The sequence below is a fragment of the Desulforhabdus sp. TSK genome (assembly GCF_022836495.1).
Classification (GTDB): Bacteria; Desulfobacterota; Syntrophobacteria; order Syntrophobacterales; family Syntrophobacteraceae; genus Desulforhabdus.
This window is the reverse complement of the sequence record NZ_BQXM01000019.1, coordinates 69,613-95,786: the sequence shown is the minus strand read 5'-3', so window position 1 is coordinate 95,786 and position 26,174 is coordinate 69,613. Positions and strand designations below refer to the sequence as shown.

Sequence of the window (26,174 nt, the reverse complement as noted above, 5' to 3'; positions counted from 1 at the left end):
ACCGCCGCCGCCCTCCACGTGGAGCCGGGCGTCGCCACCCCTCTCGGGAAGGAAACGGGCGTGGAAGCTCGAAGCATCGCATCGTTTCATACGTTTCCCGATTTCCGCTTCCTCGGCATCGAATGCCAGGACAAGCGGGAGAAGACCTTCCTCATATCCCCCGGCACCCCCCTTGCCTCTCAGCAGCGGTGTCTGCCCTCCGGAGGGGTCACCCTCCTCTTTTCAGCCCCCGTCTCCAGGGACGAGATCCAAAAGGGCCTGCAGTTGACCCCGCCCCTCGTGGCCAAAGGCACGGAAGCCGATCCCTGGGAACGGGTGATTGCCGATGCCCCCCTTTCGGAACCGCATACCCGGAAGAAAACCTACCCCGTGTTTCTTCCCGAGGAAGTCCTGGAGGCCCACACCAATTACCGACTGCAGCTCCCGGCTTCCTCCCTCGCGGACGCCTTCGGCCGCCCCCTGGCGTCAGCCGTGGACATGCCTTTCGCCACCGACCATCGCGCGCCCGACTACGCCCTCATGAAGCGCACACCCGTCCTGGAAAAGGGCCTCGACACCGATGCGCATCTCTGGGCTGTCAACCTGGACCAGCTGCAGGTGAGCTACGAAACCTGGACCGCGCAGGGCAAAAATCCCCCGGCGACCCGCACGGTGAAGGCCGTGGGTCCACGGAACGTCTCCATTCCGGTGCCTCTCGGCATCCGCGAGATGATCGGCACGGAATCGGGCGGCGTCACGGGGCGGTTCACTTCCAAGCCCGCCGTGCCCGGGAAATCCCCCGAGGACTCCTGGTTCTTCGCCCAGGTCACTCCCTTCCAGGTGCACGTGAAGCTCAGCCATTACAACAGCCTCGTCTGGGTAACGGACCTGCGGACGGGAAACCCGGTGCCCGGCGTGGACGTGCAGCTCTTGAAGGACACCTTCCAGGAATTGGGGAAGAAGGCGGCGCCCCTCGCTGCAGCCAGGACGGGGGACGACGGCGCGGCGGAGCTTCCGGGAACGTCGACTTTCGACCTCGAGCCCCAGATGGTCTGGGCCGACGGCCGGGAAGCTCCCTGCCTCTTCGTGCGCTGCCAGAAAGGCGGCGACATGGCGGTGATGCCCCTTCGCTACGATTTCGAGGTTTCTTCGGAAGGGGCCAACCGTGAATACATCCCCGAATCGCTCCGCCCCCTGCTTCGGGCGGGACCGCTATGTGGGACTGCTCCAGGAAGATTGGACCCTGCAGGAAAACAAGCCCGCCCGCGTGCGTGTCGTCGTGGTGGACCCGGGCGGGAACCCCGTGGCCGGCGTCCCCGTCCGGTTCCAAACCCAGTACAAGGTGACCCGGGGCGCGCGGGTGAAGGGGGCCGGAGACGCTTACCTGGCGGAATTCCAGCACACCTGGGAGGATGAAGAGCGCCTGGAGGGGGTATCGGCGGTGGAGCCCGTGGAGCTGCAGTTCACTCCCAGGCACGCAGGGATCCTCCGCCTCACGGCATCCATCGAGGACACGCAGGGGCGCACCCACAAAACGGTCCTCCAGCGCTGGGTGACGGGCCGTGGACCCGTCCTCTGGGAATCCATTCCGGGGAACCTCCTGGATGTCTACCCCGAAAAGAGCGACTACCGCGTGGGAGAAACGGCCCGCTTCCTGGTTCAAAACCCCTTCCCCGGAGGGAAAGCTCTCATCACGGTGGAGCGCTTCGGGGTCATCCAGCGCTGGGTGAAAACCTTCGAGACCCATTCGGAAATCGTGGAAATCCCTGTCCGACCCGACCATCTCCCCGGCTTCTACCTTTCCGTCATGGTGACGGCCCCGCAGGTGGAGAAACCTCTGGGTCCGGGAGGCGAGGATCTGGGCAAGCCCACCTATCGCATGGGGTACGTGCGGGTTCCCGTCGACGACCCACACAAGGAAATCGCGGTGGACATCCGCCCTGAGCAGGAAGTTTACAAACCCCGCGATACCGTCCGCGTGAATCTCGATGCCCGCGCAAGAAACCTCGCTCCGGGCGAAGCGCCGCCTCCCGTCGAGCTCGCCGTGGCAGTGCTCGACGAATCGGTTTTCGATCTCCTCCACGAACGCTTTTTCGTGGTCCTGGAAGATCCGGTCCCAGGGGGACTCGAGCCCGTCAACCGCGATCTGGCCACGGCATCCCGGGAGGATGCACAGGCGGGAGAGCCGGGATACGCCGCAGGATCGTACCGGAACCGCTTCCCCGATTGGCTGGAAGAGGCCGCAAGCCGCTGGAGCTTCTACCACCGGGAGCTCCGCCACGATGCCGTGCGGTTCTATTCCGAACGGCTGCCGGCGGGCCGCTACCACCTGAGCTACACCGCCCAGGCGGTTTCCCCGGGAGAATTCCAGGTGCTTCCCGTCCATGCGGAAGAGATGTACGCGCCGGAGGTTTTCGGGAAGGGAGCGCCGGCGGTGCTGAAGGTGGAGGAACGCTGAAGAACGCTGGCTTCGCGCGCTGACTGACGCTGATTTGGGCATGGGGGGGGTTGTGAAAAGAGCTCCATTGTCGAAAGCTTTCAAAATAACAGGTCTTTGCTCTCTCGCATTGCTCATGGGACTGGCGGGCATCCTCGCGTGGGGCACCTGGCGTGACCTGCGTCCTTTCCCCGCCACGCTCCGCCCCCAGGGCTCCGCGCTCCACAAGGCTCAGTTCCTGGACCGCAACGGCATCCCCCTGTCCGTCACCTACACGCAGCCCTGGAACATCCACGACTGGCTGCCCCTGCACGAAATCCCGACCCTGCTGCGGGAAGCCTTCCTGGAATCCGAAGACCGCCGCTTTTACACGCACGGGGGCACCGACTGGATCGCGCGCGGGCATGCCGTCTTCCAGAACCTCCGAGCGTTCAAAGCCGTACGGGGGGCCAGCACCATCACGGAGCAGGTCGTCCGGCTCTTCCAACCCCGCCCGCGCACCTTTTGGTCCCGGTGGATGGAAGGCTGGGAAGCGGGGAGGCTGGAAAAAATGTTTTCCAAACCTGAAATCCTGGAATTTTACCTCAACCAGGTCCCCTACGCCCGGCAGCGGCGGGGTGTCCTCCAGGCCGCCCACCTGTATTTCGACCGGGATCTGGACACCCTGAATTCCAGGGAAACCCTGGCCCTGGCCGTGCTCGTGAGGGCCCCGGCCCGCCTGGACCTCCAGGACGGCGCCCGGGAAATCGAAAAGCCCCTCCAGCGACTGGCGGAGCACCTGCACCGCAAGGGGCGGATGTCCCATGCGGCTTACGACGACGCGCGCCACGCTCCATGGTCCCTGGCGGAATCCCGGCTTCCCGTCGACGCCGGCCATTTTGTGCGGTACGTCTCCAGTGCCGGATCCGGCTCCGCCGATGACGCGCCCGATCCACCCGCCGCCGAGGAGATTCCCCCAAGGCACGGCGCCTCGAGTTCGGTTCGGGGAACATCCTCCGATTCCCCGTGCAGACGGCGGTAAAAACCGGGACCTCCAACGATCACCGCGACGCGTGGGCCGTGGGCTTTTCCCATCGTTACACCGTGGGAGTCTGGATGGGGAACCTGGACCGCAAGCCCACCTGCGGCATCACGGGCACCACGGGTCCGGGGCTGATCCTCCGGGCGGTTTTTTCAGAGCTCAACCGCTTCCAGGAGGCCTGCCCTCTTTACCTGAGCCCGCGCCTGGCCGTGGTGAAGATCTGCCGTGAGACGGGGCTTCGCGCGACGGAGCATTGCCCCACGATGGAAGAGAAATTTGCACCCGGCTCCATCCCCGGGCCATTCTGCACGGTCCATGGCAGCCATGAGGGAACGGCCGGAAGCACGGCTCCGGGTACCTGCCTACGTCAGGAAGACAAAAGGCAATTTGATCGTGGGAAGCGGCTATAATATTCGTGCTCCAGCAGTGGAGGGCATGATCCCGGCACCGGGTATCTGAGTGGATCACCATTCCATTGGGCTGCACTTGGTACAGCTCAATACATTAGAGTGTCCACCACTCTATTTGTCATTCCGGCGGTCTTTTCCTGTGAAAATGCCGTCATTACGTCTTTTCATCCTTCGTTGTGACCGCCCAGTCATGGGGGTTAGCCGGAATCCACGGAAAAACTGGATGCCGGCTTAAAAACTGCCGGCATGACGAGCGGAGCAACGCACATCTTATTCTGTGGACGTGCACTTGGGCATCTTGTGTGACGGATGTGCCGACCAACAGCCAAGGCAGACCCCATTTTTTCATGGTGAGGAAATGGGGCCTTTTTTTGCCGTGAATTTTCCGAGAGCAATGCAGCATGCCGTATTGACTTCGGTGATCCTTTACCTCTAGATATATTATCTTTACAGAGTCACGCCCGGGCGAGCTCAAGGCGGCGCACCCACCCGGCGGTCGCCCCCGTTATTCATTTCTCCGAGAAGACTTCGGACCCAGGCCCTCGAAACAGAGGAAAGGAAGCACCCAGCATGCATTTGAAGAAACACGGATGGGAAGAGATCGCCGGCCTGCACCTCATGGTGGGCTTCCAGGGTGTCACGGTGGAGGAGGAGCTCAAATCCCTCATCCGGGATTTCAAGATCGGCGGCATCGTCCTCTTTCGACGGAACATCGAAGGCGCGGAGCAATTGCGGTCCCTCCTGGAGGAAGCCCAGGCTTTTTCCCTGAATACGCTGGGACGCTCCCTCCTGGTTTCCGTCGATCAGGAAGGAGGACCCGTGCAGCGCCTGGTGGTGGAACCTTTCACGCAGCTGCCTTCCGCCCGGGAATTGATGCTTCAGGGCCCCGAAGCCATCGCCCACTGGACTAAGCGGGCTGCCAACGAGCTCCGTGAACTGGGAATCCACATCAACCTGGCTCCCGTCCTGGATGTCTTTTCCGGCTGCCCGACACATTTTATGGAAGAACGGTGCCTCGGCGCCGACCCTCGACAGGTCGCCCAACTGGGGCAGATCTGGATCCGCACGCTCCAGGACCATGGAGTCTCCGCCACCGCCAAGCATTATCCCGGGCTGGGGCAGGCGGAATCGGACCCGCACCATTTTGCACCTGTCATTCGATGGAAAAACGATGCCGCCATGGAAGAGGATCTCTTCCCCTTCCGGGAAGCCATCGCCGGCGGCGTCCACTGCATGATGACCTCCCACGCCCTGTATCCCCACTGGGACCCCCAGTGGCCGGCCACCCTCTCCCCCCGGGTGAACTGCGAATGGCTCCGACGGAAGCTCGGCTTCGAGGGGGTTCTTTTGAGCGACGACATGGACATGGCCGCCGTGTCCGGAAGATACACCTGGGAAGAAATGGCCGTACAGGGATTGACCTCCAGCATCGATTTCTTCCTCCTCTGCCAGCAGTCGGGAAATATCGGGCCGTTTCACGAAGCCCTGTCTCGATCCATCGAAAGCCAGGGCGCTTTGCAGGGTCTCCACGAAAAGTCCCTCGTCCGCATCCGCAGGCTCTTCAACCGGCATCCCGGCCTGCGGTTTGTTCGGCGGTCCCACTGCAGCAAGCATGGTGAATTATGACAGCGATGTGGGTGGTCGTTCCGAGATAGACAATGGAGCCAAAGCAATTCGCACGCACGCACATACCCCCTGCCAATCTCGATCTGACAAATGACCAACCAGCACAGGATGGGTAGCGGGCGGTAGCGTAGCGAAAAAACACCGAAAGATCGATGGGAGTCGCAAACCTGCCTGAGCCCAATCTTCCAGTATGTAATCCGTGGGACCAATGGTATTGGTCTGGCTTGTAATGAGACAGACGACCACATCAGGGCGTGAGGCATGATAGACTGGTGAAGAGATTACAACTGCAGGCCTGCGTTTGACACCGGTCACACCAGGGAAGTCAATTGCCACCACATCGCCCGGATTAAACAAGCTCCTGCTCCTCTGGGTAAAGTTCCGCGGCGTACCTCAACGAAACAGCGGTTAAGTCTCGTTGATCTTGTTCACTCCAGGTCTCACTTCGATCCACAACCGCCACATCCGATTGCGCTAGATCCTGTAAGATCAGCGCAGCGAGACGAAGCCGCTCGCTCGGTGATAGGGTTCGAACGGTTTCTGTAAAGACTTCTTGTGCGGTCAGCGCCATAGTGACTTCTCCCCTATTGTTATCATTCATCATATTTCCATTTTACACTGAATCGCGATAAGACAAAGCAAGCCGTCCTTCCAGATCACGGCGTTGACCGACACGGCGGCGGATGCAAGCTTGCTTGTGCATGACGCAGTGTCCGCTCCAGTGCCTTGTTCCGGCGCTCGACCAAGAACTTGATGAAAACGCCAGCACGTGACTCCCGATTCGCTCATAGTATCGTGCCATCCATTCGAAATGCTGTATAATTTTTTATTGTACATGTTTGATAAGGCCGAGCCAATATCCGACCCGAGTGATGAAGTCAGATTTCACCAGCACGACAAGCAAGAATAGATGTACGAAAATGACATACCCCATCAGGAATTTCTTTTGCATATCGGTAACCTCTGGCGTCCCAACGCCGGCCTGAGCGACCGGCCAAAGGGCAATGAGCGCCAACTTACACGAAAAACGTTGTAAGAACAACTGGTTGCCGGTACGCTTCAGGTATTCGTTAGCCGGGTTGTTGCGTTTCGCGTGCAAACGACAGATCGAGAGTGGCGATTACATCGCGTGGCAAATCGACCAGGAGGAAGTAATCAGCAGGATAAAGGTAATCCTCGCCGCTCTCATCGATAATGCGTAAATCTCCGTCCTTCTCGGCATCCTCGTCGGAAACGACACGATAGACCTTGTGCATCTCCAAAGAGGCCGGGTAATGTGAGTTGTCGATGCAAATGGCAAATCGGGGGGTACTCATCTTCTTGTCCTTGCTTCCATTATTCCAAATAGCGTTTGCGTTTGATCTCTTTTCTCCCAATGCCATGTGCTTCATACCAGTGAAGCTCGGCCTTGCGCACACGACCGTTCCTAAGCCGAATCATAGCAACCCCTTTGAGTTTTCGCCAGCGGCCTTGTCCATACTGTCTTCGCAGGCGGGAGACTTCATCAATCGAACTTTCGATGGCGATAGTCTCGATGTCCTTTATTTCACTGATGATCTCAAAAAGGTTCCATAAATCGTCCCGTGAATGGACTCCAGTTCGCACGTAGCCAATAATGCCAGGAAATTTCCCGCGTGGTCGCTCGTCCGCTTCGGCGAAAGCTAGCGCACGGTCATCCATGAATTACCCTGCAGCCCGTAGTTCCTCACGGATGATCCGACGTATGGCAGATTCCAGATCTCGGTCACGTATGCTCGCCTTCAGTGCTTCATTTATGAGTGTCTGGTAACCCCTTCCACCCGCCTGGGATTTGAAGTAGGCAATCACCTCTGCATCCAGAAGGATGTTGATACGAACCTTTCCTTTGGAGATGGGTTTACAACCAACACGCAAAGTAGCTTTTTTCATCTGCTCTTCTGTGATCTCAGGGATTTCCGAGGTATCGATATCCTCATCACTCATAGCATTGATGCGTTCCCAGTCAGTCTGAGAGTCCTTTAAAGTAAATTTCTTGCTCATGCTTTGTTGCCTTTCTCATGGGAATGATACGGATCTCACTTCCTTTCTCGGTATGGGCAATCACAACTATTGTGCCTTTCAGAAGACCAAGGGTGATGAAGCACTCTTCTCCGTAGTCGAAACGATCATCTTCAAGGGTGAACGTGATGCCCTCAAAAACTTTCCCTGCATCGACAAAATCAAAGCCATGATTGCGGATATTGGCTCTTTGCTTCTTTTCATCCCATGTGGAATTCATGCTTGTATTATATGTATGTTTATGCAGATTTCTATGAAGAATTTCAGATCTGATCAGAACCAGACTGACTGCCACCGAGCGCTGGCGCCCTAACACCAAAAATCAGCGACGGCAGGCCAATGGAGAAGAAGGAAAAAGAAGAGGGCTTCCCCCGCCGTGCGCTGCATTTTTTCGTTAGCGGCAAACCGGCCAACACGAGACAGGCTTAAACAGGTACGGGACTACGGTGAAAGTGCGATAATATCGACCGATTTTTTTGTTTGATTCCGACATAGATTGCTTTAGCCTTAAAGGCGAGAGGCGATTCATTATGAGCAACAACGTTATCGAGCCAACTGTGTCTCTGCCCGAGAGGCTGAGGCCGTTGCGGCGGGAAAGAGACTGGTCGGGGAGAAAATTGCCCAACGAGGCAGGCATCGATATTCAGAGGATTTCAAAGTATGAGAGAGCACTTTCCAGTCCGCCACTGGAGATCCTGGCCCGCATTGCCACGGCACTGGATGTCAGCCTGAATTATCTTTTAACCGGAAAAAGCGGCAAGACCGAAAAGCTCAAAAATGCCAAGCTCATTGAATGCATAGAGGTGGAGAATCTATCCCTGGAATATCAGGAGACATTGATCTCCGTTCTGGACTCATTTGTCAAATGGCATAGACTTGAAGCGCTTGCCCATAGCCAAAGGAGGCCGTCCCATGGACGCACAAAGTATAAAAGAGCAAGCCCACCGGTTGCTGGACAGCCTGCCGGACTCTGCAACCTGGGAGGATCTCATCTACCGGATCTATGTCCGGCAGGCCATCGAGGCGGGCATAAAAGACAGTGACGACGGCCGTACGGTCGATGTCAAAGAGGTGCGCAAACGATTCGGGCTGCCGGCATGAAGGTGCACTGGACAAGGAACGCCATAAACCACCTGGTCGGGATTTTCGAGTACATCGCCACAAATTCCCCTGCCTATGCCACGGGGATGGTCGATCGGATCACCCGAAGGTCCGAGCAGATTGGAGAGCACCCCTTCTCGGGCCGCAAGGTTCCAGAGTATGAGGCCGATGACATCCGTGAGGTCATCGAGAAGCCCTACCGGATCATCTACAGGATAAAGTCCGATCAAATCGATGTGCTCGCCGTCATCCATGGCGCTCAGCTTTTGCCCGATAGGATTTAATCAACTCATCGCTCACAACAAAGCAGAAAATGGCGGTTAAGGATAAACTCCAACCGCCCTCGACTGTTCTGCCGGAGAGCGGCCCGTCTGGAGTGGCGTTCCCTGTGCTTGCCACCGGCAATGAGTTTAGGTACACCGACTCTATGGCTGTTAGGGCTAATCCTTTATGCAACTTCGTAGTGGATGACTGACATCAATAGCTTTTTCAGAAGAGGGAAACCGCCTCCTCCAGGGAAGAAGGAGAAGGCGATCCGCCGAAGATACTTTAAACCGTCTGGATCTTCCTGAAATCCGCCACGCCCGAGAAGAGGTTCCGGATGCGGGTGAGGAGGGCCAGGCGATTGCGCCGCACGGCTTCATCCTTGTCCATGACGAGGACGGAATCGAAGAACGCGTCGATGAAGCCCTTCAGGCGCGACATGCTCTCCAGGGCAGCCGCGTAGTCCGCGCCGGCCAGGCACCCCGCCACCACGCCTTCCGTATCACGCAAACTCGAAAAGAGGGCCTGTTCTTCCGCGTTCTGCAGGAGAGAAGGATCCACGGGCGCCGGCTCGGGCTCCTTGATGATGTTCACCACCCGCTTGAAGGCGGCCGCCAGGCTCTCAAAGTCCGGACGGGACTTGAAGGCCGCCAGGGCTTTGGTGCGGGCCACGGCGTCCACGAGATCGTCGATCCCCACCGCCAGGGACGCCTCCACCACATCGGCGCTGTAGCCTTCCTGGCTCACCAGGTAGTGGAGCAGCCGGCCCTGGAAGAACTCCAGCACCGCCTCCTTCACCTTTTCCGGAGGAGCGGTGAGCTTCTTGCTGAGCAGGGGCAAGGCCTGGTCGATCATGCCCGACAGGGAAACCACAAAGGGCTTTTCCAGGATGATGCGGATGATTCCCAGGGTCTGGCGACGGAGCGCGAAGGGATCGGCCGTTCCGCTGGGGATGAGCCCCACGCCGAAGCAGGAGACGATGGTGTCCATCTTGTCGGCCATGCTGAGGAGCGACCCTTCCAGGCTCTGCGGCACCGGTCCACCGGCCCGGTTGGGCAGGTAGTGCTCGAAAATGGCCTGGGCCACCGCTTCGGGCTCTCCCTGCAGGCGCGCATAGGCCCGCCCCATGACTCCCTGGAGCTCGGGAAATTCCCCCACCATGCCCGTGACAAGATCCGCCTTGCTGAGATAGGCCGCTCGCAGGAGCGCGTCGACGCACCGGGGTGCCAGCTTCTCACCCAGCCACCGGGCCACGGCGGTGAAACGCTCCACTTTTTCCCAGCTCGTTCCCAGCTTCGAGTGGAAAACGACTCCCTTCAACTGCTCCACCCGATCTTCCAGGCGGGTTTTCTGGTCTTCTTCATAATAGAACCGGGCGTCTTCCAGGCGCGCCCGCACGACACGGGCATTTCCCGCCGCCACCACCTTCACGTCCCGGGGGATCGTGTTGGCCACGGTGACGAAATAGCGGAGCAGATTTCCCTGGGCGTCGATCACGGCGAAATAGCGCTGGTGCTTCTTGATGACGGTGATGAGAAGCTCCGGAGGAAGCTGCAGGTATTTCTCTTCGTATTCTCCCACGATGGGCTGAGGGTACTCCACGATCTGGGTCACCTCATCCAGGAGCTCGTCATCTTCCAGGATGCGGCCCCCCACACTCCGGGCCGCCTCGTGAATGCCGTCCTCGATGAGCTTTCGACGCTCCTCACGGTCCAGAATCACGAAGTGCTTCCGCAGATTTTCTCGGTGACTCTCGGTGTCCGTCACCGTGATCCATTCGGGGCTCAGGAAGCGGTGGCCGAGGGACTGATTGCCGCTCTGAATGTCCCCATATTGAAAATTCAGGACCTCTCCCCCCAAAAGCGCGACGATCCAACGGATGGGGCGGGCAAAGGTCACACTGAGGCTCCCCCAGCGCATGGATTTGGGAAAGGGGATGTGAGCGACAAAATCCGGCAGCATCTTTTCCAGGAGCTCACGGGTGGACACTCCCGTCTCCTCTCGAACGATGCAGAGGTATTCCCCTTTGGGGGTCTGCTTGATGCGGATCTCCTCCACCGCCACGCCCTGCCCCCGTGCAAAGCCTTCCGCCGCCTTGGTGGGACGGCCCTCCGCATCGAAAGCCACCTGTTTCGGAGGACCCATGATCTCCGTCGTGCAGGCTTCCTGGTGCGGGTCCACCCCGGGAACCTTCAGCACGAGACGCCGGGGAGTGCCCGTCGTGAACGGCTCTCCATGGCGGATGCGGTTTTCGTCCAGGAAGCGCACCATTTGAGCGGACATGGCTTCCAAAGCCGGCAGGATGTACCCTGCAGGGATCTCTTCACTTCCGATTTCAAGATAAAGTACTTCTGCCATGGTTCCCTCTATTCGGTTATTTCCCGCCCCATCGGTGGAGCATTGGATATCCCATCGCTTCCCGCTGCGCCGCGTAGGCGTGCGCCACCAGCCGCGCCATGTTGCGCACCCGGGCGATGTAGTTGGTGCGCTCCGTGACGCTGATGGCCCCCCGTGCGTCCAGCAGGTTGAAAACGTGGGAGCACTTGAGGGTGTAATCATAGCTGGGAAGCACCAGGCCCTTTTCGTTCAAGCGCAGGGATTCGGCCTCGTACATGTTGAAGAGCTGCAGCAGCATGTTGACATCGGCTTCTTCAAAATTGTAGTGGGAGCCCTCGACCTCCCCCTGGTGATGGACATCGCCGTACCTGATGTCTTCGGTCCAGATGAGATCGTACACGTTGTCGACCCCCTGCAGGTACATGGCGATGCGCTCCAGGCCGTAGGTGAGCTCGACGCTCACGGGATTGAGGGCTATGCCGCCCACCTGCTGGAAGTACGTAAACTGGGTGACTTCCATCCCGTCCAGCCAGACTTCCCATCCCAGGCCGGATGCCCCGAGGGTGGGGGATTCCCAGTCGTCCTCCACGAAGCGGATGTCGTGGTCCCGAGGATCGATCCCGAAGCTCTTGAGACTCTCCAGGTAGAGCCCCTGGGAATCGGGGGGAGACGGCTTGATGATGACCTGGTACTGGTAATAGTGCTGAAGCCGGTTGGGATTCTCCCCGTAGCGGCCGTCCGTAGGCCGGCGGGACGGCTCCACATAGGCCACCTTGTAAGGCTCCGGCCCCAACACCCGCAGGAAGGTGGCGGGATTGAACGTGCCCGCCCCGACTTCCAGATCGTACGGCTGTTGGATGACGCATCCCCGCTCGGCCCAAAACTTATTGAGTGCAAGGATCAGTTCCTGGAACGTCATGTGGTGCTCCTTCCGCTGCAAATTTGAGAAAAAATGGTCGGACTCAAAAATCCAAACCACTGAAAGAAACGGTGAAACCTTCGGCCCAAAGCAGCCGATTTAATTAAAATTATTTGTAAAATTGGATGTATAGACGTTGAGGCTTTCCATTGTCAAGGGAAAAGACATCCCGCCCGGAGGTTCTTGCGACGGTCGACTCGGGGACATGTCCGTCGCCTGGAAGGAGGCAATCATCCAGGGCAGACCCCCAGGGATAGTCCCTCCTGCCGGCCTTGGGAATGGGAGTAAATCAAAATCCCGACCTGTGGAGTTGACAACCAGGGAGGCATGTTTAAATTCTATTGTAATTGAAGGAATTGAAAAACTTATGACAGTCATTCTCGCAATTGAGGAGACCCGATATGTTTGAAATCGATATTTCTGAACTGAGAAAGCAGGGACGTCCTCTTTGGATGACCCATTTCAACCATGAATCCTACGCTGAAATGCTCGGTGGTGGCGGCGACATTCAGAGAGACCGACTGTACCCCGAATGGTTGAGAGATTACGGCAAAGAGTCGGAGGACGGCCTCGAAGCCTGAAAGGAACCTCCGGGGCTTTTCCCGGCCGAACGGTTTCTTCGAAGATATGAAATAAAAAAGCAGGGCATTTGCCCTGCTTTTTTGTTTTCGTCGTCAACTGACTTTCCGCCGCATAAATTTACCAAAGGCGCCGCGCATTGAACTCCGGAAACCCCAGCTCCAGGATCTTCCTCGCGGTAACCGCAATATCGTAGGGAATATATCGAATTTCCAAAATGCGCGTCTCGTCATCCCAAATGACGTATTTGGCGCGGTTGTCTCCATCCCTCGGCTGCCCCACACTCCCGGCATTGACGATGTACTTGTATCCCTCCGGCAGATAATTCCTGCCCTGTTTCAAGGGGATTTCGCGGGGCCGAACCTCCCCCGAGCCGATGACGATCAGCTCATGGGTATGCCCCACAAAGCACACCTCCTGCTCCAGCTCCAGAAAGGCGCGGCGCAGACGGCTCTCTACCGCCTGGTACAGGTACATATTCACGGAATGAGGGGGAAATCCATGGACGCACCAGCACCGGAAGACAACGCAGGAAGTTTTCAACGTCTTTAAAAAATCGATGCTTCGTGGAGACAGGAGCCCCCACGTGATCTCCAGGGAGAGGCGCGCCGCGGGATTGAAATACGACAAGAAAACAGGATTCACGATCCCCAGTTCATGGTTGCCCATGACGGAAGGGATGTTGCGCTCCCCAATGAGCTCCAGCACCGCCTCCGGATCAGGACCGTAGCCGATGTTGTCCCCCAGGGAGACGACCGCGTCCACGGACTGCCGGTCCAGGTCCCGCAAGACCTGTTTCAAGGCCTCCAGATTGGCATGGATATCGGAAAGCACCGCGAGACGCATGCGTTGACATTGGCCTCATCTACCCCAGCGCCCATGAGGGAACATGATGGTGCGCACGATTCACATCGGCATCCAGGGCCTTGTACGAGGGTTCCAGGCGGGCCACCAGGTCCCAGAAGCGGGGTGAATGATCCAGATGCACCGTGTGGCAGAGCTCGTGGATCAGAACGTAGCGGACCCACTCGGGGGGAAGGAAAAGAAGCCTGCAGTTGAGGCTGATGGTTCCCCGGCTGGAACAGCTTCCCCACCGGCTTTTCTGTTCGCGGACCTGCACCCTGTCACACGTGAGCCCGGTCTGCTGACTGAGACGATGCAGCCAGGGAATGAGCTGCCCCCGGCCCTGGTGCTTCAACCAAAGATGAAGGAGCTCCCGGCACGTTTTGGGATCCGTTACATTTCCAACCAGCTCCAGCCTGGAATCGGGCAGGTGAATCAGCTCCGTCTTCCCCCCGTGGCTCCGCGTATACGCGACCGAATAACGCCGGTTCACCGCCTTCAGCTCCACCGTGCGGGGAAGGACCGAAGCGTCACTGCGGGGCTCCACCCGATGCTGGATCTTCCGGAAAACGCTGTCGATCCACTCCCGCTTTTCGTGGAGGATGGAGGGGATGCGCGCACGATCAAACCCTGCGGGGACTACCACCTCCAGCCCCTTCCCCGGAAAAATTTTGAGGATGACCCGCTGTGCCCGAGTGCTTTCCCGGACGGAAAAGGGCGGCAGCGCTCCATGTTCTCTCATACCTGGCATCCTTTAAGAGGCTGTCTAAAAATTCGTTTCTTCGTCATTCCGGCAGTCTTCTAGCCGGAATCCACCCCAGCGAAAAATCTGGATTCCGGCTAAAAGACCGCCGGAATCACGAGCCAAGGTACATGCTCAGAGTGATTGACTCATTTTTTAGACAGCCCCCAAGTAACAAGGCCGGGGCGAGAAAATCAGAATCCCAGGTCTTCATTGATGAGGACCACGTGGACCCGTCCCTTGGGAGACGACTTCTCGGTGATGACCCATGTGTTGCAGATACGCTCGGGACTCTTGCATTCCTCGCAATACGACGTCGTGGCGCACGGAGTCTTCCTGTCCAGGCGCATGGCGTTGGCGGGGGCCGCAAAATCCTTGATGCGCAGCATGGCATCTTCCAGGTCGGGGACGATCTTGTTGCGCCCCACGAGAACGACGACATTGCGGGGGCCGAAGGTGAGAGCCGCCACGCGATTTCCCATCCCGTCCAGGTTGACCAGCTTTCCCGTTTCGGTGACCGCGTTCGTCCCCAGGATGAAAAGATCCACCAGGAGCGACCTGCGCCGCAGCTCCAGGCTCTCTTCAGGCGGCAGGGACCTGTTGGCGGTGTCCAGGACTTCCAGGCCGGGAATCGCCTTGACGGCCTCCATCAGCCCCGTCGCCGCGAGAGTCATGGAGCCGCCCCAGGAAACACTCTTCGCCCCGGACTTGGGGAGGATTTCTTCCAGGACAATTTTTCGGACTTCGGCAGCGTCCTGAGCCAGGGACACTGTAAACCGGTTTTCTTCCAGGGCCTCTTTGAGACGTTCCAGACGGATCTGCCAGTAATGTTCTATGGGTTTTTCCATGATCCTTTTCCTCCACAGGTCGAGATAGTGTTGTTTCACTTCCCAAGTCGAGATGGTGCATGAAATGCACCCTACCCTGTCTTGGCTATCACCGCACCCGTCATTCCGGCATGCTTCAAGCCGGAATCCAGGCACACGGCACATTCTCTGGATTCCGGCTTGAAGCATGCCGGAATGACGGATAGCGAAGGTTAGAAGATAACTGCACAGGTGCTTACTTCGATATTTTCCTCCGGCGCTCTTCCAGGAGCGCGATGTGCTTGCGCTCCTCGTCCATGATGCGGTGGACCTCGCGGAGGGCGTCGGGCTCCGTCACGAAGGACTCCAGAATTTCATAAAAGGTGAGGCTGTCCTCTTCAAAACCGATGGCCGTTCTCAGGAGGGCATCCTCATCGGACAAGACGCTGAAATCGGCATCTTCAAGAGAAAAGGCATGGTCGGAAACGGCATTCTGGAGAATGAAGCCCCCCATCTGATCCGCCAGATCCGCGTCTTCCGCCAGGCGGACCTTCTTCTTCATGCGGATGAAATGCTCCCTGTGCTGCATCTCTTCGTCGGCATTCCAGCGCAGCAGCTCCTTCAAAGACAGGTCTGAGACGCTCGCGATGGCATCTCGATAAAAACGTTCACCATTTTCTTCGATGCGAATGGCGACATCGAACACCTCAGCCGCTGAAAACATCCGAAATCCCTCCTGCGGTCCCTGTGAGCCCTGACGATTCTCTTTCACTTTTTCCGGGGAATCCTATCACACTTGCGCCTTCAAGAAACGTACGAATGATGGATTCATGATGGGCACAATCCCCAGGCCAGGTTGCCGATCCTCATCCGACCTTGATTTTTGAGGAAAAATTTTTACAATTCACGCCGTGTTGCCTGCTGCGAGCCCGAGGTATATTCCGCTCGGTTCAGAACCGGGCTTTTCATCTCACGCGGAGTCGCGGAGAACGCGGAGAAAACCTGGCTGATCGCCGCGTTCTCTGCCGCTCCGCGTGAGTCCGAGAACTACCCGTTTACAGTATACATTGCTCCAGGGCCCGAGATCGTGGGCAGAACAGTGATGGAATTTTTTCCGGAGGAAGCAACCGAAATGTCAGCGGATGTGAAGCAAATCGGCGAAAGGGTGCAGGAAGAGAGCGGAACGCTCCAGCGGCTGCGGTCGGAAATCGGGAACGTCATCGTGGGGCAGACGGAGCTCATCGACCGTCTGCTCGTGGGGATCCTCTGCAATGGGCATATCCTCATCGAAGGAGTTCCCGGGCTGGCCAAGACCCTTGCTGTAACGACAACGGCCAGGGCCATGCAGACCTCCTTCCAGCGCATCCAGTTCACGCCGGACCTCCTTCCGGCGGACCTCATCGGGACCCTCATCTACCATCCCCAGACGGGGGAATTCAACGTCAAGAAAGGCCCCATTTTTCACCAGATCATCCTGGCCGACGAAATCAACCGGGCTCCCGCCAAAGTGCAAAGCGCCCTGCTGGAAGCCATGCAGGAGCGGCAGGTCACCATCGGCGAAACAACCTTTCCCCTGGAAGAGCCCTTCATGGTCCTGGCCACTCAAAATCCCATCGAACAGGAAGGCACCTACCCGCTTCCCGAAGCCCAGGTGGACCGGTTCATGCTGAAAATCAAGGTCACGTACCCCACCATGGCCGAAGAGCATCAAATCCTGCGGCGCATGGCCAGGTCAGCCCCCGACACGACTGTCGAGCCGGTCCTGGCGCCCTCGGACATCCTGCGCCTTCGGGGCCTCAGCGACGCAGTATACATGGATGAAAAGATCGAGGAATACATCCTCCACGTCGTCCAGGCCACCCGGTCCCCGGGAGACTACGGGCTGAATATCGGAGACCTGATTCGCTACGGAGCATCCCCGCGGGCGAGCATTGCGCTGTGCATGGCGTCCAAGGCCCATGCCCTCCTGCAGGGGCGGGGATATGTCACTCCCCAGGACGTGAAATCCATCGGCATGGATGTCCTCCGGCACCGGGTCATCATCAGCTACGAGGCCGAAGCGGAAGAAAAAAGCTCCGAAGATTTGATCCGGCAGATTTTCAGCACCGTCAAAGTCCCATGATCTCCAAAGAGCTCGCTCGAAAAATCCGGTACCTCCAGATCTTCACCAGCAAAGCCGTCAACGACGTGCTGGCCGGACAGTACGAAAGCGTCTTCAAGGGCCGGGGGATGGAATTCGAAGAGGTGCGGGAATACGCTCCCGGTGACGACATCCGCGCCATCGACTGGAATGTGACCGCCCGCACGGGGAAACTCTTCATCAAGCACTTCCGGGAAGAGCGGGAGCTGACGGTGATGTTTCTCGTGGACCTGAGTGCCTCGGGAAGCTTCGGGAGCACCCGGCAGCTCAAGAACGAGGTGGCCGCGGAAATCTGCGCCCTGCTCGCTTTTGCCGCCATCAAGAACAACGATAAGGTCGGGCTCGTCGTTTTCACCGACCACGTGGAAAGGTTCATCCCCCCCGGCAAGGGCGCCCGGCATGTGCTCCGGGTCATCCGGGACATTCTCTCGTTCAGTCCCCGGCGGGGAAGGACGGATATCGCCCGGGCCCTGGACTACCTGGGGCGCGTCCAGACCCGGCGGGCGGTGGTCTTTCTCATCAGCGATTTTCAGGCGGCGGAGGATTTCGAGCGTTCCCTCCGGGTCGTGGGGCGGCGTCATGACCTCATCGCCGTCAGCGTGAGCGACCCAAGAGAGATGGAGCTCCCCCCGGTCGGGCTCATCCAACTGGAGGACGCCGAAACCGGGGAAACGGTGCTCCTGGACACGGGAAGCCGCCGCGTGCGGGAAGAATACGCCCGCCGCAGCGCTCAGGCCCGTTTGCGGATCCAGGATCTTTTCCGATCGGTGGGCGTGGACGAGATCCACATCCAGACCGGAAAGAGCTATATCCTCGATTTGGTAAAATTTTTCAAGAATCGAGAACGCAGAAGGTAAACTCATCAGGGTATGCAGATCAGGGAGTGAAAGCTTCTTTTTGTAGGAGCGGCATCCTGCCGCGACTGGCTCACTGTCGCGGCAGGATGCCGCTCCTACAAAAAACAGGAAGCCATCAAATCGAACATTTTGCACCCCATCGAGGATAGGTTTTTTGTCGCCATGACGCCCATTGTCGGACATACACCGGCCGGAGCTGTTTCAAGACCGGTTGCGGGAATTCTTCGGAGTGCGGCCGGCTCTCTCCGCTTTCTCCTGGCCATGCTGCTCGTTCTGCCCGCCTTTGCCGCCTGCAGGGAAGCGCCCCCTGGAAAATCCGTTGAAGTGCCCCCCCAGGCACACAAAATCAGCAGGGCCTACGAGGATGGCCCTCTCCATGTGCGGCTTCACGTCGACAAGGATGCACTCACTGTCGCCGAATCCCTGCAGCTCACCCTCGAAGCCGACGCCCCTGAAGGCTACCAGGTCGAGTTTCCCACCATGGGCCAAAAGCTGGGTGAGCTCAAGATCACCGACTACTGGACCGACGGCCCGGAGCTGACCGCCGAGGGGCTGGTGCGCACCAGGAAGCGGTACACCCTCGAACCGTTCCTGTCGGGGCAATATACCATTGCGCCCATGGAAATCGTTTTCCTCCCGCCGGCAAAAGATTCTGAGAAATCTTCGGACCGAGAGAGCCGGCGCATCCAGACGGAGGAGCTGGCGATCCAGGTCCGGTCTCTGCTGGGAGAAGAACGGCGGGAGCTGCAGCTCCATCCCATCTTCGGCCCCGTGGAGCTTCCCCGTTCCCTCGTCCCCTGGATGGCCGCTGGAGCCGGTCTTGCGCTGCTGGCCGGTCTGGGCGCCGCTGGGTTCTGGTGGACCCGGCGGCGGCGTGGAGGCAATGGCCATGGAGCGCCTCCTCCCCTTCTCCCCCATGAACTGGCCTACCGCCAGCTCCAGGAAATCCTCGACGAGGGTCTGCTGGACCGGGGCGCCCTGAAGGACTTTTTCTCCCGCATTTCCGACGTGATTCGCCTGTACATGGAAAACCGCTTCGGCCTGCACGCTCCGAAGCTCACCACCGAGGAGTTCCTGGCAACGCTGCATGGAAGGAGCCCGTTTACTGCCGAACAGCAGCACCTGCTGGATGAATTTCTCAAACGCTGCGACCTGGTGAAATTTGCCGCCGACCACGTGACGCGGGAAGAGGCGGAACGGCACATCGAGGCATGCAGAGCCTTCATCGACGCCACACGGCCGGAGCCCGGGGGCAATGGTGCTGACTTAACGTAGGGTGCATTTTATGCCCCTCGATCCGATGAAAAGAAATAAGCAGGCATCAAAGGAACGCCATGCGCTTTGAATTCCCTTGGGCACTGCTTCTCCTCGCCGCCCTGCCCGTTTGGTTCTGGTGGGTGCGCCGACGTGGAGAAACCGCCCCCCTCAAATTCTCGTCCGTCAGGAACGCCCGGGCCTGCGCGCTCTCCTGGAAAGCACGCTTCAGGGACCTTCCCCTCATACTGCGCCTGGCGGCGGTGGCTCTCCTGACGGTGGGTCTCGCCCGCCCCCAGCTGGGCAGGGAGGAGGTGCGCGACGTGCGGGAGGGGATCGCCATCCAGATGGTGGTGGACCGATCGGGCAGCATGGGACAGGAGCTCGAGTACCACGGCCGGCAGCTCACCCGGCTGGACGTCGTGAAGGAGCTTTTCAGGGAATTCGTGCAGGGAAACGGAAAGGACCTCCAGGGAAGGCCCAATGATCTCATCGGCCTGGTGACTTTCGCCCGCTATGCCGACACGGTCTGCCCCCTCACGCTGAGCCACGGCGCCCTGGACCCCTTCATGGCAAACATTCAGCTCGTCACCCGAAAAAATGAGGACGGGACGGCCATCGGCGACGGCCTTGCCCTGGCGGCAGCGCGCCTCGAGACGGCCGAAGAGCGCCTGAAAAAATCCCATTCCGTCGCATGGGCGGCGTCTTCGGGGGGTGCTCCGGCGGCCGATGACGCATCGAGCCCCGGTCGTGACCAGGACTACCAGATCAAGAGCAAGATCATCATTCTCCTCACCGACGGACAGAACAATGCCGGAAAGCGCTCCCCCGAAGAGGCGGCGCGCCTGGCCAGGGAATGGGGCGTGAAGGTCTACGCCATCGGCATCGGCGGCCGGGAATCCTTCATGACCATCCAGACGCCTCTCGGCTCCTTCAAAGTTCCCGGCGGCCCCGGAGTGGACGAAGCCACCCTCCGGGCCATCGCCCGGGAAACGGGCGGCGCCTACTGGCCGGCGGAATCCGCCGACCAGCTCCGGGCCGTGTATCAAGAGATCGACCGGTTGGAAAAGACCGAAATCCAGGCCCTGCGCTACACCGACTATGCCGAGAAGTTCACGCCGTTCGTCTTGGCCGCCCTGCTGCTGCTCTGCGGGGAGCTCTGGCTTTCCAGCACACTTTTCAGGAGGATTCCATGAGCACGCTCCACATGGGAAGCCCTGAAATGCTCACCCTGCTCTGGCTCCTGCCGTTCCTGGCGGGCGTCTGCCTTTACGGATTTCACAAAAAAGACCAGGCCCTCCGAAGCTTCGCCGAGGTCCCTCTCCTCCGGCATATCAACGCTTCGGCCAGCCGTTCGAGGCAATGGGCCAAAAGAGGTCTCGTTCTGCTGGCGACGCTCTTCATCGTGGCGGCCCTCACCCGCCCCCAATGGAGCCCCCGGCCCCAAAAGGTGGAGCACAAAGGGCGGGACGTGGTCATCCTGCTGGATGTGTCGCGCAGCATGCTGGCGGAGGACCTCAAGCCCAACCGCCTGGAACGTTCCAAGCTGGCCGTCATGGATCTGCTGGAGCGACTGAGGGGAGACCGCGTGGCCCTGGTGGCCTTTGCGGGGACGGCCGTCGTCAAATGCCCTCTCACCCAGGACTACGCTTTCTTCCGTCTCATGCTGGAAGACATCGGCGTGGACAGTATCGAGCGCGGAGGCACCCACATGGGGGATGCCCTCCGCAAGACCCTGGACGAGGTCTTCAGCGACCGCCTCAAGCGGTTCAAGGACATCATCCTCATCACGGACGGCGAAGACCACGACAGCCTTCCCGTGGAAGCCGCCAGGGAGGCCGGAGAGCGCGGCATCCGCCTCCTGGCCGTCGGGCTGGGGGACGAGGAGGAAGGCCAGCGCATCCCCATCGTGAATGAAAAGGGAGAGCGCACCTTCCTGAGCTACGGGGGCCGGGAGGTCTGGACCCGCCTGGATGCGGACACTCTGCGCAAAATGGTGGACGCCACGCCGGGAGGGCAGTACCTCAACGTCGCCACGGGAACCTTCGACCTCGGGAGCATTTATGAAGAGCTGGTGGCCCGGGCGGAAAAGACTCAGCTGGAATCCCTCTCCATCCAGCGCTACGAAGAGAAGTTCCAGATCTTCTTGGCCGCCGCGCTGATGCTGCTTCTGCTTGAGCCCTGGATACGGGAAAGGAAGCGAAGTGACGAAAAAAATGGGACGCTGAAGACGCTGACAGAGCGCTGATTGACGCTGATGAACGCCAAACAGGGGTGCTCCATGAGAGACACGACGCATTGGAAGCAGGTGACCTGCCTGCTTTGGGTATATTGGGGTATAGTGCTATTCTTTGTCATTTTTCCATCGGGTGCAATAGAGGCCAACTCGGCCCGTGGCCTGACGGAGGAGGGAAACGCCCTCTACCGGGCGGGGAAATATGATGAAGCGCTGCAGGCTTATGAACAGGCGGAGCGGGAGCAACCCGACAGCCCGGAAATTCTCTTCAACAAGGGAAACGCCACCCTTCAGAAGGGCGACACGGCCAAAGCGCGTGAGGCTTACGAGGCTGCGGCCATTCAGGCAAAGAATCCCGCCCTGGAGGCCAAATGCCAATTCAACCTCGGCCACGTCGATTTCATCGAGGGGGAAAAGAAAGTGCCCGCCTCTCCCCGGGAAGCGCTCCCCCTCTACGAACGGAGCATCCGCCACTTTCAAAACGCCCTGCGAGCGGACCCCAGCCTGGTCGAAGCCGGGGAAAACATCGAGATCGCGCGCATCAAGCTCAAGGAACTGATGGACCGGATCCAGGAGCAGGAAGAAGAAGCCGCCGGGAAGCAGCAGGAGCAGCAGGAAACCCCAAAGCAGCGCCAGGAAACGGGGGCGGAGCAGGGGGATCAGCAGGAGGAAAACGACTCCCGGCAGGAGCAGAAGGCCGGGAACCCAGAGGAGTCCGGACCCCGGGGGAAGGACGAACAGAAGGACGACGGCTCGTCCCCTCCTCCCCAGGCGCAGGACCGGGAGAAAAAGGATTCCCGGGGAAAGCCGTCGCCGGCCTCCGCTTCCCAGCAGCCCCCCGAGGGAAAAAACCAGCCCGGAAGGCAGCAGAAAGATCCTGCCTCCGCCAAGGAATCGATGGGCGAAGGCAGGGAGGACACACTTGTAGACGAAAAGGCCCGGCAGGCAATCCAGGAACAGGCCCAGGATATCCTTCAGGAGGAAAAAGAAAATCGGCTGCTGCTCCAACGGTCTCGTCCGGGGGGAGCCCAGCCGGTGGATAAGGACTGGTAGCGATGAACAGGCTTAAAATGCTGACGGGACGCCATGCGATGGTGCTGCTGGCGGCCTGCGCCCTGGTTTTCGCCGCGGGAGCCGGCCAGGGTGCATGGGGCGCTGCGGACATCTCCGTCCGGGCTCTGGTGGAAAGGGTAACCGTCACCCTGGGGGAGCCCTTCCTGCTCCAAATCCAGGTGGAAGGACAGGACGTCTCCCCGGCGACGCAGCCGCCGGATATGAGCGCCCTCCATGATTTTTCAGTGGAATCCCTGGGGAGCCGGAGCAACAGCAGCTCATCCATCACCATCGTCAACGGCCGGATGAGCAAGGTAGAAACCCACGGGTATGTGCTTTCCTTTCAGCTGACCCCGAAGAAGACCGGCCGCATCACGATTCCTTCATTGTCCGTGCCGGTGGATGGAAAAACCTACCCGACACAGCCGATCCTCCTCCAGGTGGAGCCGCCGGAAACCACCGAGGATTTTCACCTGAAGGTCTCTTTTTCCAAGACCCGGTTCTACGTGGGAGAACCCGTGCGCATGACGGTGACGTGGTACCTGGCGCGCGATGTCAAGGATTTCGCCTTTCACCTGCCCATCCTGGAAGTCCCCGGCCTGGTTTTTTCGGACCCCCAGGTGGACCAGGGTAACGGAAAGCAGTACTACCAGGTCCCCCTGGGCCAGGGAACGGCCATCGGCGAAAAAGGACGGGAAAGCACCAACGGCAGGGAATACATGACCCTTTCATTCACCAAAGTGGTGTCCGCCTCCCAGCCCGGCACTCTGGAAGTCCCCCCATCCAGTGTATCCTGCAAGGCCCTGACCGGGATCGCCCGTGATCCGCGCAGGCGAAGCGGCAATCCGATGGACGATTTCATGAACGACGATTTTTTCAGGCCTGGACGCCGAGAAATTTTCAAGACCTTCGTGGCCCGGTCGGAGCCCCTCTCCCTGACGGTGCTGCCTCTCCCCGCTGAGGGCAGGCCGAAGGATTTTTCCGGTGCTGTCGGTCGTTTTCACATGGAGGTCGCTGCGCACCCCACCCAGGTGAATGTGGGGGACCCCATCACACTGACCGTCTCCATCAAGGGGTCGGGCAATCTCGAGAGCATCCAGCCGGCGTCCCTTTTTCATAACGATACGCTGGAAAAAGAATTCAAGGTTCCCGAAGAAATGGCTGCAGGCGTCGTGAAAGACGGAGTCAAAACCTTCACCCAGACCCTCCGGGCAAAAAGCGACTCCGTCACGGCGATTCCCCCCCTGCGGTTTGCCACCTTCGACCCGGAGCAGGGGAAGTACCAGGTGGCTCAAAGCCCGCCCATTCCGCTGCAGGTCAAGCCGACGCGGGTGGTGACGGCTTCGGATGCCGAGGGGCGGATGCCGGCCCCGGCCGCCAGGAACGAGCTGGAAGCCTGGTCCCAGGGGATCGCCCACAACTACGAAGGGCCGGACCTGCTGGTGAACCAGAAGTTCGGGGTTTCGACGGTGCTGCGCTCCCCCCTGTGGCTGGCGGCGCTGACCCTCCCCTTTTCCCTTTACGTGGTGCTTTTCCTGGCCATGCGCAGGCATCGGGAGAGGGTGGCCGACCCGGACAGGTTCCGCGCCAGGAGAGCGCTCCAGGCCTTCAAGCGAAACATGAAAGGGGTGCAAGACGACACCTCCTCGGCGGGCGGCGAGGCGTACGCCCGGATCCTCCAAGCGGTCCGGCAGTATCTCGGTGATAAGTTGAAAAAAGAGGGAGCGGCCTTGACTTTCCAGGATGTCCGGGGACTGCTGGCCGCCCGGGGAGTGGACGAAGCCGTCCTCCACCGCCTGGAGCAGCTCTTCGCCCGGTGTGAGCAGGGACGGTACGGCGGGGGAGCTTCCGGGCCCTCATCGGCGAGCGGAGAATCCCTCGAGGACCTGGAGCGCGAGGCCATGCAGATCATCGAAGCCCTGGAGCGGAAGATTTCCATATGATCATCAACACTATATCCAAAGGCAGCAGCATCAAGGCATTCCCATATTCCAAACGGATGAGATCCTGGCTTATCGATGACCTCGTAGGAGCGGCTTCCAGCCGCGATTGCACTAGCCGGCTCCCAATAGAATCGCGGCTGGAAGCCGCTCCTACAAAAGTCAGGATTTTACCCGTTCGTAGTATATTTGCCCTTCTCCTGGGGCTTTTGACACTCGTCGTCCCCCTCGAGGCCATGAGCGCGGACCAGAGCCTCCTGTGGAGCCTGTACCGTGACGGGGAAAACGCGTTCCGCCAGGGAAACGAGCTCCTGAAAACCCAGCCGGAGGAAGCCCGGCAGCTTTTCCGCAAGGCGGCGCTCTCCTTTGAGGGCATCGTGAGGGAGGGGGGCATCGAAAACGGCAAGTTGTTCTATAATTTGGGAAATACCTATTTCCGGCTCGGGGACCTGGGCAAAGCCGTCTTGAACTACCGCAGGGCGGAAAAATGGATTCCACACGACGCGAATCTCCAGCAAAATCTGGCCTTTGCCCGCAGTCGGTGCACCGACACCATCCAGCCAAAGCCCCAGGCCCGGCTGTTTCAAACCCTCTTTTTCTGGCACTATGACACCGGCTTTTTCACCCGTACCCTGCTTTTCCTGCTGTTTTTCAACGCGATCTGGGTCTGCGCCGGCGTCTACCTGTTCAGGCGGGCCGCGGGACTGCGCCTCGCCATGGCGGCCTTCGCCATGTTGAGCCTCCTCTTCGCCGGCTCCCTGGCCGTGAATGCATACCAGGAATCCCGCCGGCCCGCCGGGGTCATCCTCGCAGAAGAAGTCACCGCCCGCAAGGGAGACAGCACCACCTTCGAGCCCGCCTTCAAGGCCCCCCTCCACGCCGGCACGGAATTCACCCTCCTGGAAAAACGCACCGGCTGGTACCACATCGAGCTCCCCGACGGGCAGCGCTGCTGGATCCCGGAATCGACCGGGGAATTGGTGTGAGGAGCAGGGGGTGGTAAAGCACGTCCGGCAATTCGATGTTTGAGCCTTTGAGACCCCCATAAACAGAGTTTTGGCAGGATACCGCGTCGAGTGGAGTTGCCCCATGGAAAACACGGCTACTTTTGAAAAAGTCATTGCATTGGCTAAACAGCTTTCGCTTTTGGACAAGGTGCGGTTGATTGAACGCATCGCACCGGAAATTGAACGTGGTTTGAAAGCCCCAAAGGTTGCGACACGGAGGTCCCTGCGTGGGCTCTGGCGAGGCTTGGATCTCACCGAAGACACGATTTCCGAGGCCCGCCGGGAAGTCTGGGCGGAGCTCCCTCGGGAGGATATCTGATGTCGGACCGCATCATTGCCGCGACAGCCCTGTGCATGGAGCTCCCCTTGATAAGCCGGGATCGAAAGATCCAACTCTCTGGAATGCATACGGTCTGGTGATAGGAGAAGGACGAGGACATGGAGGGATCTCTGGGGCTTTACAAAAAATCGCATGGGAATGCACCAACACGCGATGCGGGGGTTATGGGGCGGGATTCTTTCCCGTCCTGCCTACATTTCCATACAAACTCTCATTCCGATCCACATAAATTCTCATTCCGAGGAC

The 26,174-nt window shown here is 59.3% G+C and carries 27 protein-coding genes and 2 pseudogenes; 18 read left to right on the top strand and 11 right to left on the bottom strand.

What is annotated here, in order from left to right; all coding sequences use genetic code 11:
* The 5 genes and pseudogenes from MWC30_RS12740 to MWC30_RS12720 all read left to right on the top strand — a co-directional run.
* Nucleotides 1-1,395, top strand: a pseudogene (locus tag MWC30_RS12740) (hypothetical protein); the annotation flags it as partial.
* Nucleotides 1,283-2,437 carry a hypothetical protein gene (locus MWC30_RS12735; protein WP_244084569.1) on the top strand — a complete coding sequence of 385 codons (1,155 nt, stop codon included), beginning with the start codon at nt 1,283-1,285 and terminating at the stop codon, nt 2,435-2,437. The pseudogene MWC30_RS12740 and the gene MWC30_RS12735, both read left to right, overlap by 113 nt.
* 67 nt (nt 2,438-2,504) lie before the next feature.
* A complete protein-coding gene (locus MWC30_RS12730; RefSeq protein WP_244084568.1) occupies nt 2,505-3,437 on the top strand; it encodes a biosynthetic peptidoglycan transglycosylase in 933 nt (310 codons plus the stop codon).
* Entirely contained in the window at nt 3,422-3,847 is a 426-nt protein-coding gene (locus MWC30_RS12725; protein WP_244084567.1) for a hypothetical protein, read from the top strand. Before MWC30_RS12730 ends, MWC30_RS12725 begins: the two co-directional genes overlap by 16 nt.
* 570 nt (nt 3,848-4,417) lie before the next feature.
* Nucleotides 4,418-5,473, top strand: a complete 1,056-nt coding sequence (locus MWC30_RS12720; RefSeq protein WP_244084566.1) for a glycoside hydrolase family 3 N-terminal domain-containing protein — start codon at nt 4,418-4,420, stop codon at nt 5,471-5,473.
* On the opposite strand, the gene MWC30_RS22995 is transcribed toward MWC30_RS12720, so the two are convergent.
* The 5 genes from MWC30_RS22995 to MWC30_RS12700 all read right to left on the bottom strand — a co-directional run bounded on the left by MWC30_RS22995 (nt 5,468) and on the right by MWC30_RS12700 (nt 7,730).
* Entirely contained in the window at nt 5,468-5,809 is a 342-nt protein-coding gene (locus MWC30_RS22995; protein ID WP_368860845.1) for a type II toxin-antitoxin system PemK/MazF family toxin, read from the bottom strand. The two genes, MWC30_RS12720 and MWC30_RS22995, sit on opposite strands and share 6 nt — an antisense overlap.
* 734 nt (nt 5,810-6,543) lie before the next feature.
* Nucleotides 6,544-6,789, bottom strand: a complete 246-nt coding sequence (locus MWC30_RS12715) for a hypothetical protein (RefSeq protein WP_244084565.1) — start codon at nt 6,787-6,789, stop codon at nt 6,544-6,546.
* Nucleotides 6,790-6,808: 19 nt separating this feature from the next.
* The gene (locus tag MWC30_RS12710) at nt 6,809-7,153 is read right to left on the bottom strand and encodes a hypothetical protein (protein ID WP_244084564.1); all 345 of its coding nucleotides are present in this window, start codon (nt 7,151-7,153) and stop codon (nt 6,809-6,811) included.
* Between the two features lie 3 nt (nt 7,154-7,156).
* Nucleotides 7,157-7,492 (bottom strand): BrnA antitoxin family protein, encoded by a 336-nt coding sequence (locus MWC30_RS12705; protein ID WP_244084563.1) that lies wholly within the window; start codon nt 7,490-7,492, stop codon nt 7,157-7,159.
* Nucleotides 7,455-7,730, bottom strand: coding sequence for a BrnT family toxin (locus MWC30_RS12700; RefSeq protein WP_368860844.1), 276 nt, complete (start codon nt 7,728-7,730; stop codon nt 7,455-7,457). The genes MWC30_RS12705 and MWC30_RS12700 overlap by 38 nt, the downstream gene beginning before the upstream one ends.
* 310 nt (nt 7,731-8,040) lie before the next feature.
* Here MWC30_RS12700 and MWC30_RS22990 point away from each other — a divergent pair.
* From MWC30_RS22990 to MWC30_RS12690, 3 genes and pseudogenes are all read left to right on the top strand, one after another.
* A pseudogene (locus MWC30_RS22990) lies at nt 8,041-8,250 on the top strand (helix-turn-helix domain-containing protein); the annotation flags it as partial.
* 172 nt (nt 8,251-8,422) lie between these two features.
* Nucleotides 8,423-8,611 (top strand): hypothetical protein, encoded by a 189-nt coding sequence (locus MWC30_RS12695; RefSeq protein ID WP_244084561.1) that lies wholly within the window; start codon nt 8,423-8,425, stop codon nt 8,609-8,611.
* Entirely contained in the window at nt 8,608-8,895 is a 288-nt protein-coding gene (locus MWC30_RS12690; RefSeq protein WP_244084560.1) for a type II toxin-antitoxin system RelE/ParE family toxin, read from the top strand. The genes MWC30_RS12695 and MWC30_RS12690 overlap by 4 nt, the downstream gene beginning before the upstream one ends.
* 265 nt (nt 8,896-9,160) lie before the next feature.
* Here the strand turns inward: MWC30_RS12690 and glyS are convergent, their stop codons facing one another.
* Nucleotides 9,161-11,233 (bottom strand): glycine--tRNA ligase subunit beta, encoded by a 2,073-nt coding sequence (gene glyS, locus MWC30_RS12685; protein ID WP_244084559.1) that lies wholly within the window; start codon nt 11,231-11,233, stop codon nt 9,161-9,163.
* 16 nt (nt 11,234-11,249) lie between these two features.
* Nucleotides 11,250-12,131 carry a glycine--tRNA ligase subunit alpha gene (gene glyQ / locus MWC30_RS12680; RefSeq protein ID WP_244084558.1) on the bottom strand — a complete coding sequence of 294 codons (882 nt, stop codon included), beginning with the start codon at nt 12,129-12,131 and terminating at the stop codon, nt 11,250-11,252.
* 401 nt (nt 12,132-12,532) lie between these two features.
* On the opposite strand from glyQ, the gene MWC30_RS12675 reads away from it, so the two are divergent.
* Nucleotides 12,533-12,712, top strand: coding sequence for a hypothetical protein (locus MWC30_RS12675; RefSeq protein ID WP_244084557.1), 180 nt, complete (start codon nt 12,533-12,535; stop codon nt 12,710-12,712).
* Nucleotides 12,713-12,830: 118 nt separating this feature from the next.
* Here MWC30_RS12675 and MWC30_RS12670 read toward each other — a convergent pair whose 3' ends face one another.
* From MWC30_RS12670 to MWC30_RS12655, 4 genes are all read right to left on the bottom strand, one after another.
* Entirely contained in the window at nt 12,831-13,556 is a 726-nt protein-coding gene (locus MWC30_RS12670; RefSeq protein ID WP_244084556.1) for a metallophosphoesterase, read from the bottom strand.
* Between the two features lie 19 nt (nt 13,557-13,575).
* Complete coding sequence (locus MWC30_RS12665) at nt 13,576-14,295, bottom strand: M48 family metallopeptidase (protein WP_244084555.1); 720 nt, start codon at nt 14,293-14,295, stop codon at nt 13,576-13,578.
* A 194-nt stretch (nt 14,296-14,489) separates the two neighbouring features.
* Complete coding sequence (locus MWC30_RS12660; protein WP_244084554.1) at nt 14,490-15,143, bottom strand: lactate utilization protein; 654 nt, start codon at nt 15,141-15,143, stop codon at nt 14,490-14,492.
* Between the two features lie 214 nt (nt 15,144-15,357).
* On the bottom strand, nt 15,358-15,825 hold the full coding sequence (locus MWC30_RS12655; protein ID WP_244084553.1) for a ferritin family protein: 468 nt from the start codon (nt 15,823-15,825) through the stop codon (nt 15,358-15,360).
* A 408-nt stretch (nt 15,826-16,233) separates the two neighbouring features.
* Between MWC30_RS12655 and MWC30_RS12650 the strand changes: the two genes are divergently transcribed.
* The 9 genes from MWC30_RS12650 to MWC30_RS12610 all read left to right on the top strand — a co-directional run bounded on the left by MWC30_RS12650 (nt 16,234) and on the right by MWC30_RS12610 (nt 25,907).
* Nucleotides 16,234-17,223: a MoxR family ATPase gene (locus MWC30_RS12650; protein WP_244084552.1), complete on the top strand. Its 990-nt coding sequence runs from the start codon at nt 16,234-16,236 to the stop codon at nt 17,221-17,223.
* Nucleotides 17,220-18,098: a DUF58 domain-containing protein gene (locus MWC30_RS12645; RefSeq protein ID WP_244084551.1), complete on the top strand. Its 879-nt coding sequence runs from the start codon at nt 17,220-17,222 to the stop codon at nt 18,096-18,098. Before MWC30_RS12650 ends, MWC30_RS12645 begins: the two co-directional genes overlap by 4 nt.
* A gap of 162 nt (nt 18,099-18,260) precedes the next feature.
* Entirely contained in the window at nt 18,261-19,373 is a 1,113-nt protein-coding gene (locus MWC30_RS12640; protein ID WP_244084550.1) for a hypothetical protein, read from the top strand.
* Nucleotides 19,374-19,432: 59 nt separating this feature from the next.
* Nucleotides 19,433-20,548 carry a VWA domain-containing protein gene (locus MWC30_RS12635; RefSeq protein WP_244084549.1) on the top strand — a complete coding sequence of 372 codons (1,116 nt, stop codon included), beginning with the start codon at nt 19,433-19,435 and terminating at the stop codon, nt 20,546-20,548.
* Nucleotides 20,545-21,600, top strand: coding sequence for a VWA domain-containing protein (locus MWC30_RS12630; RefSeq protein WP_244084548.1), 1,056 nt, complete (start codon nt 20,545-20,547; stop codon nt 21,598-21,600). Before MWC30_RS12635 ends, MWC30_RS12630 begins: the two co-directional genes overlap by 4 nt.
* 33 nt (nt 21,601-21,633) lie before the next feature.
* On the top strand, nt 21,634-22,641 hold the full coding sequence (locus MWC30_RS12625) for a tetratricopeptide repeat protein (RefSeq protein WP_244084547.1): 1,008 nt from the start codon (nt 21,634-21,636) through the stop codon (nt 22,639-22,641).
* Nucleotides 22,642-22,643: 2 nt separating this feature from the next.
* Nucleotides 22,644-24,584, top strand: a complete 1,941-nt coding sequence (locus MWC30_RS12620) for a BatD family protein (RefSeq protein WP_244084546.1) — start codon at nt 22,644-22,646, stop codon at nt 24,582-24,584.
* On the top strand, nt 24,581-25,567 hold the full coding sequence (locus tag MWC30_RS12615; protein WP_244084545.1) for a hypothetical protein: 987 nt from the start codon (nt 24,581-24,583) through the stop codon (nt 25,565-25,567). The genes MWC30_RS12620 and MWC30_RS12615 overlap by 4 nt, the downstream gene beginning before the upstream one ends.
* A gap of 103 nt (nt 25,568-25,670) precedes the next feature.
* Nucleotides 25,671-25,907 carry a hypothetical protein gene (locus MWC30_RS12610; protein ID WP_244084544.1) on the top strand — a complete coding sequence of 79 codons (237 nt, stop codon included), beginning with the start codon at nt 25,671-25,673 and terminating at the stop codon, nt 25,905-25,907.
* Nucleotides 25,908-26,174: the final 267 nt, after the last annotated feature.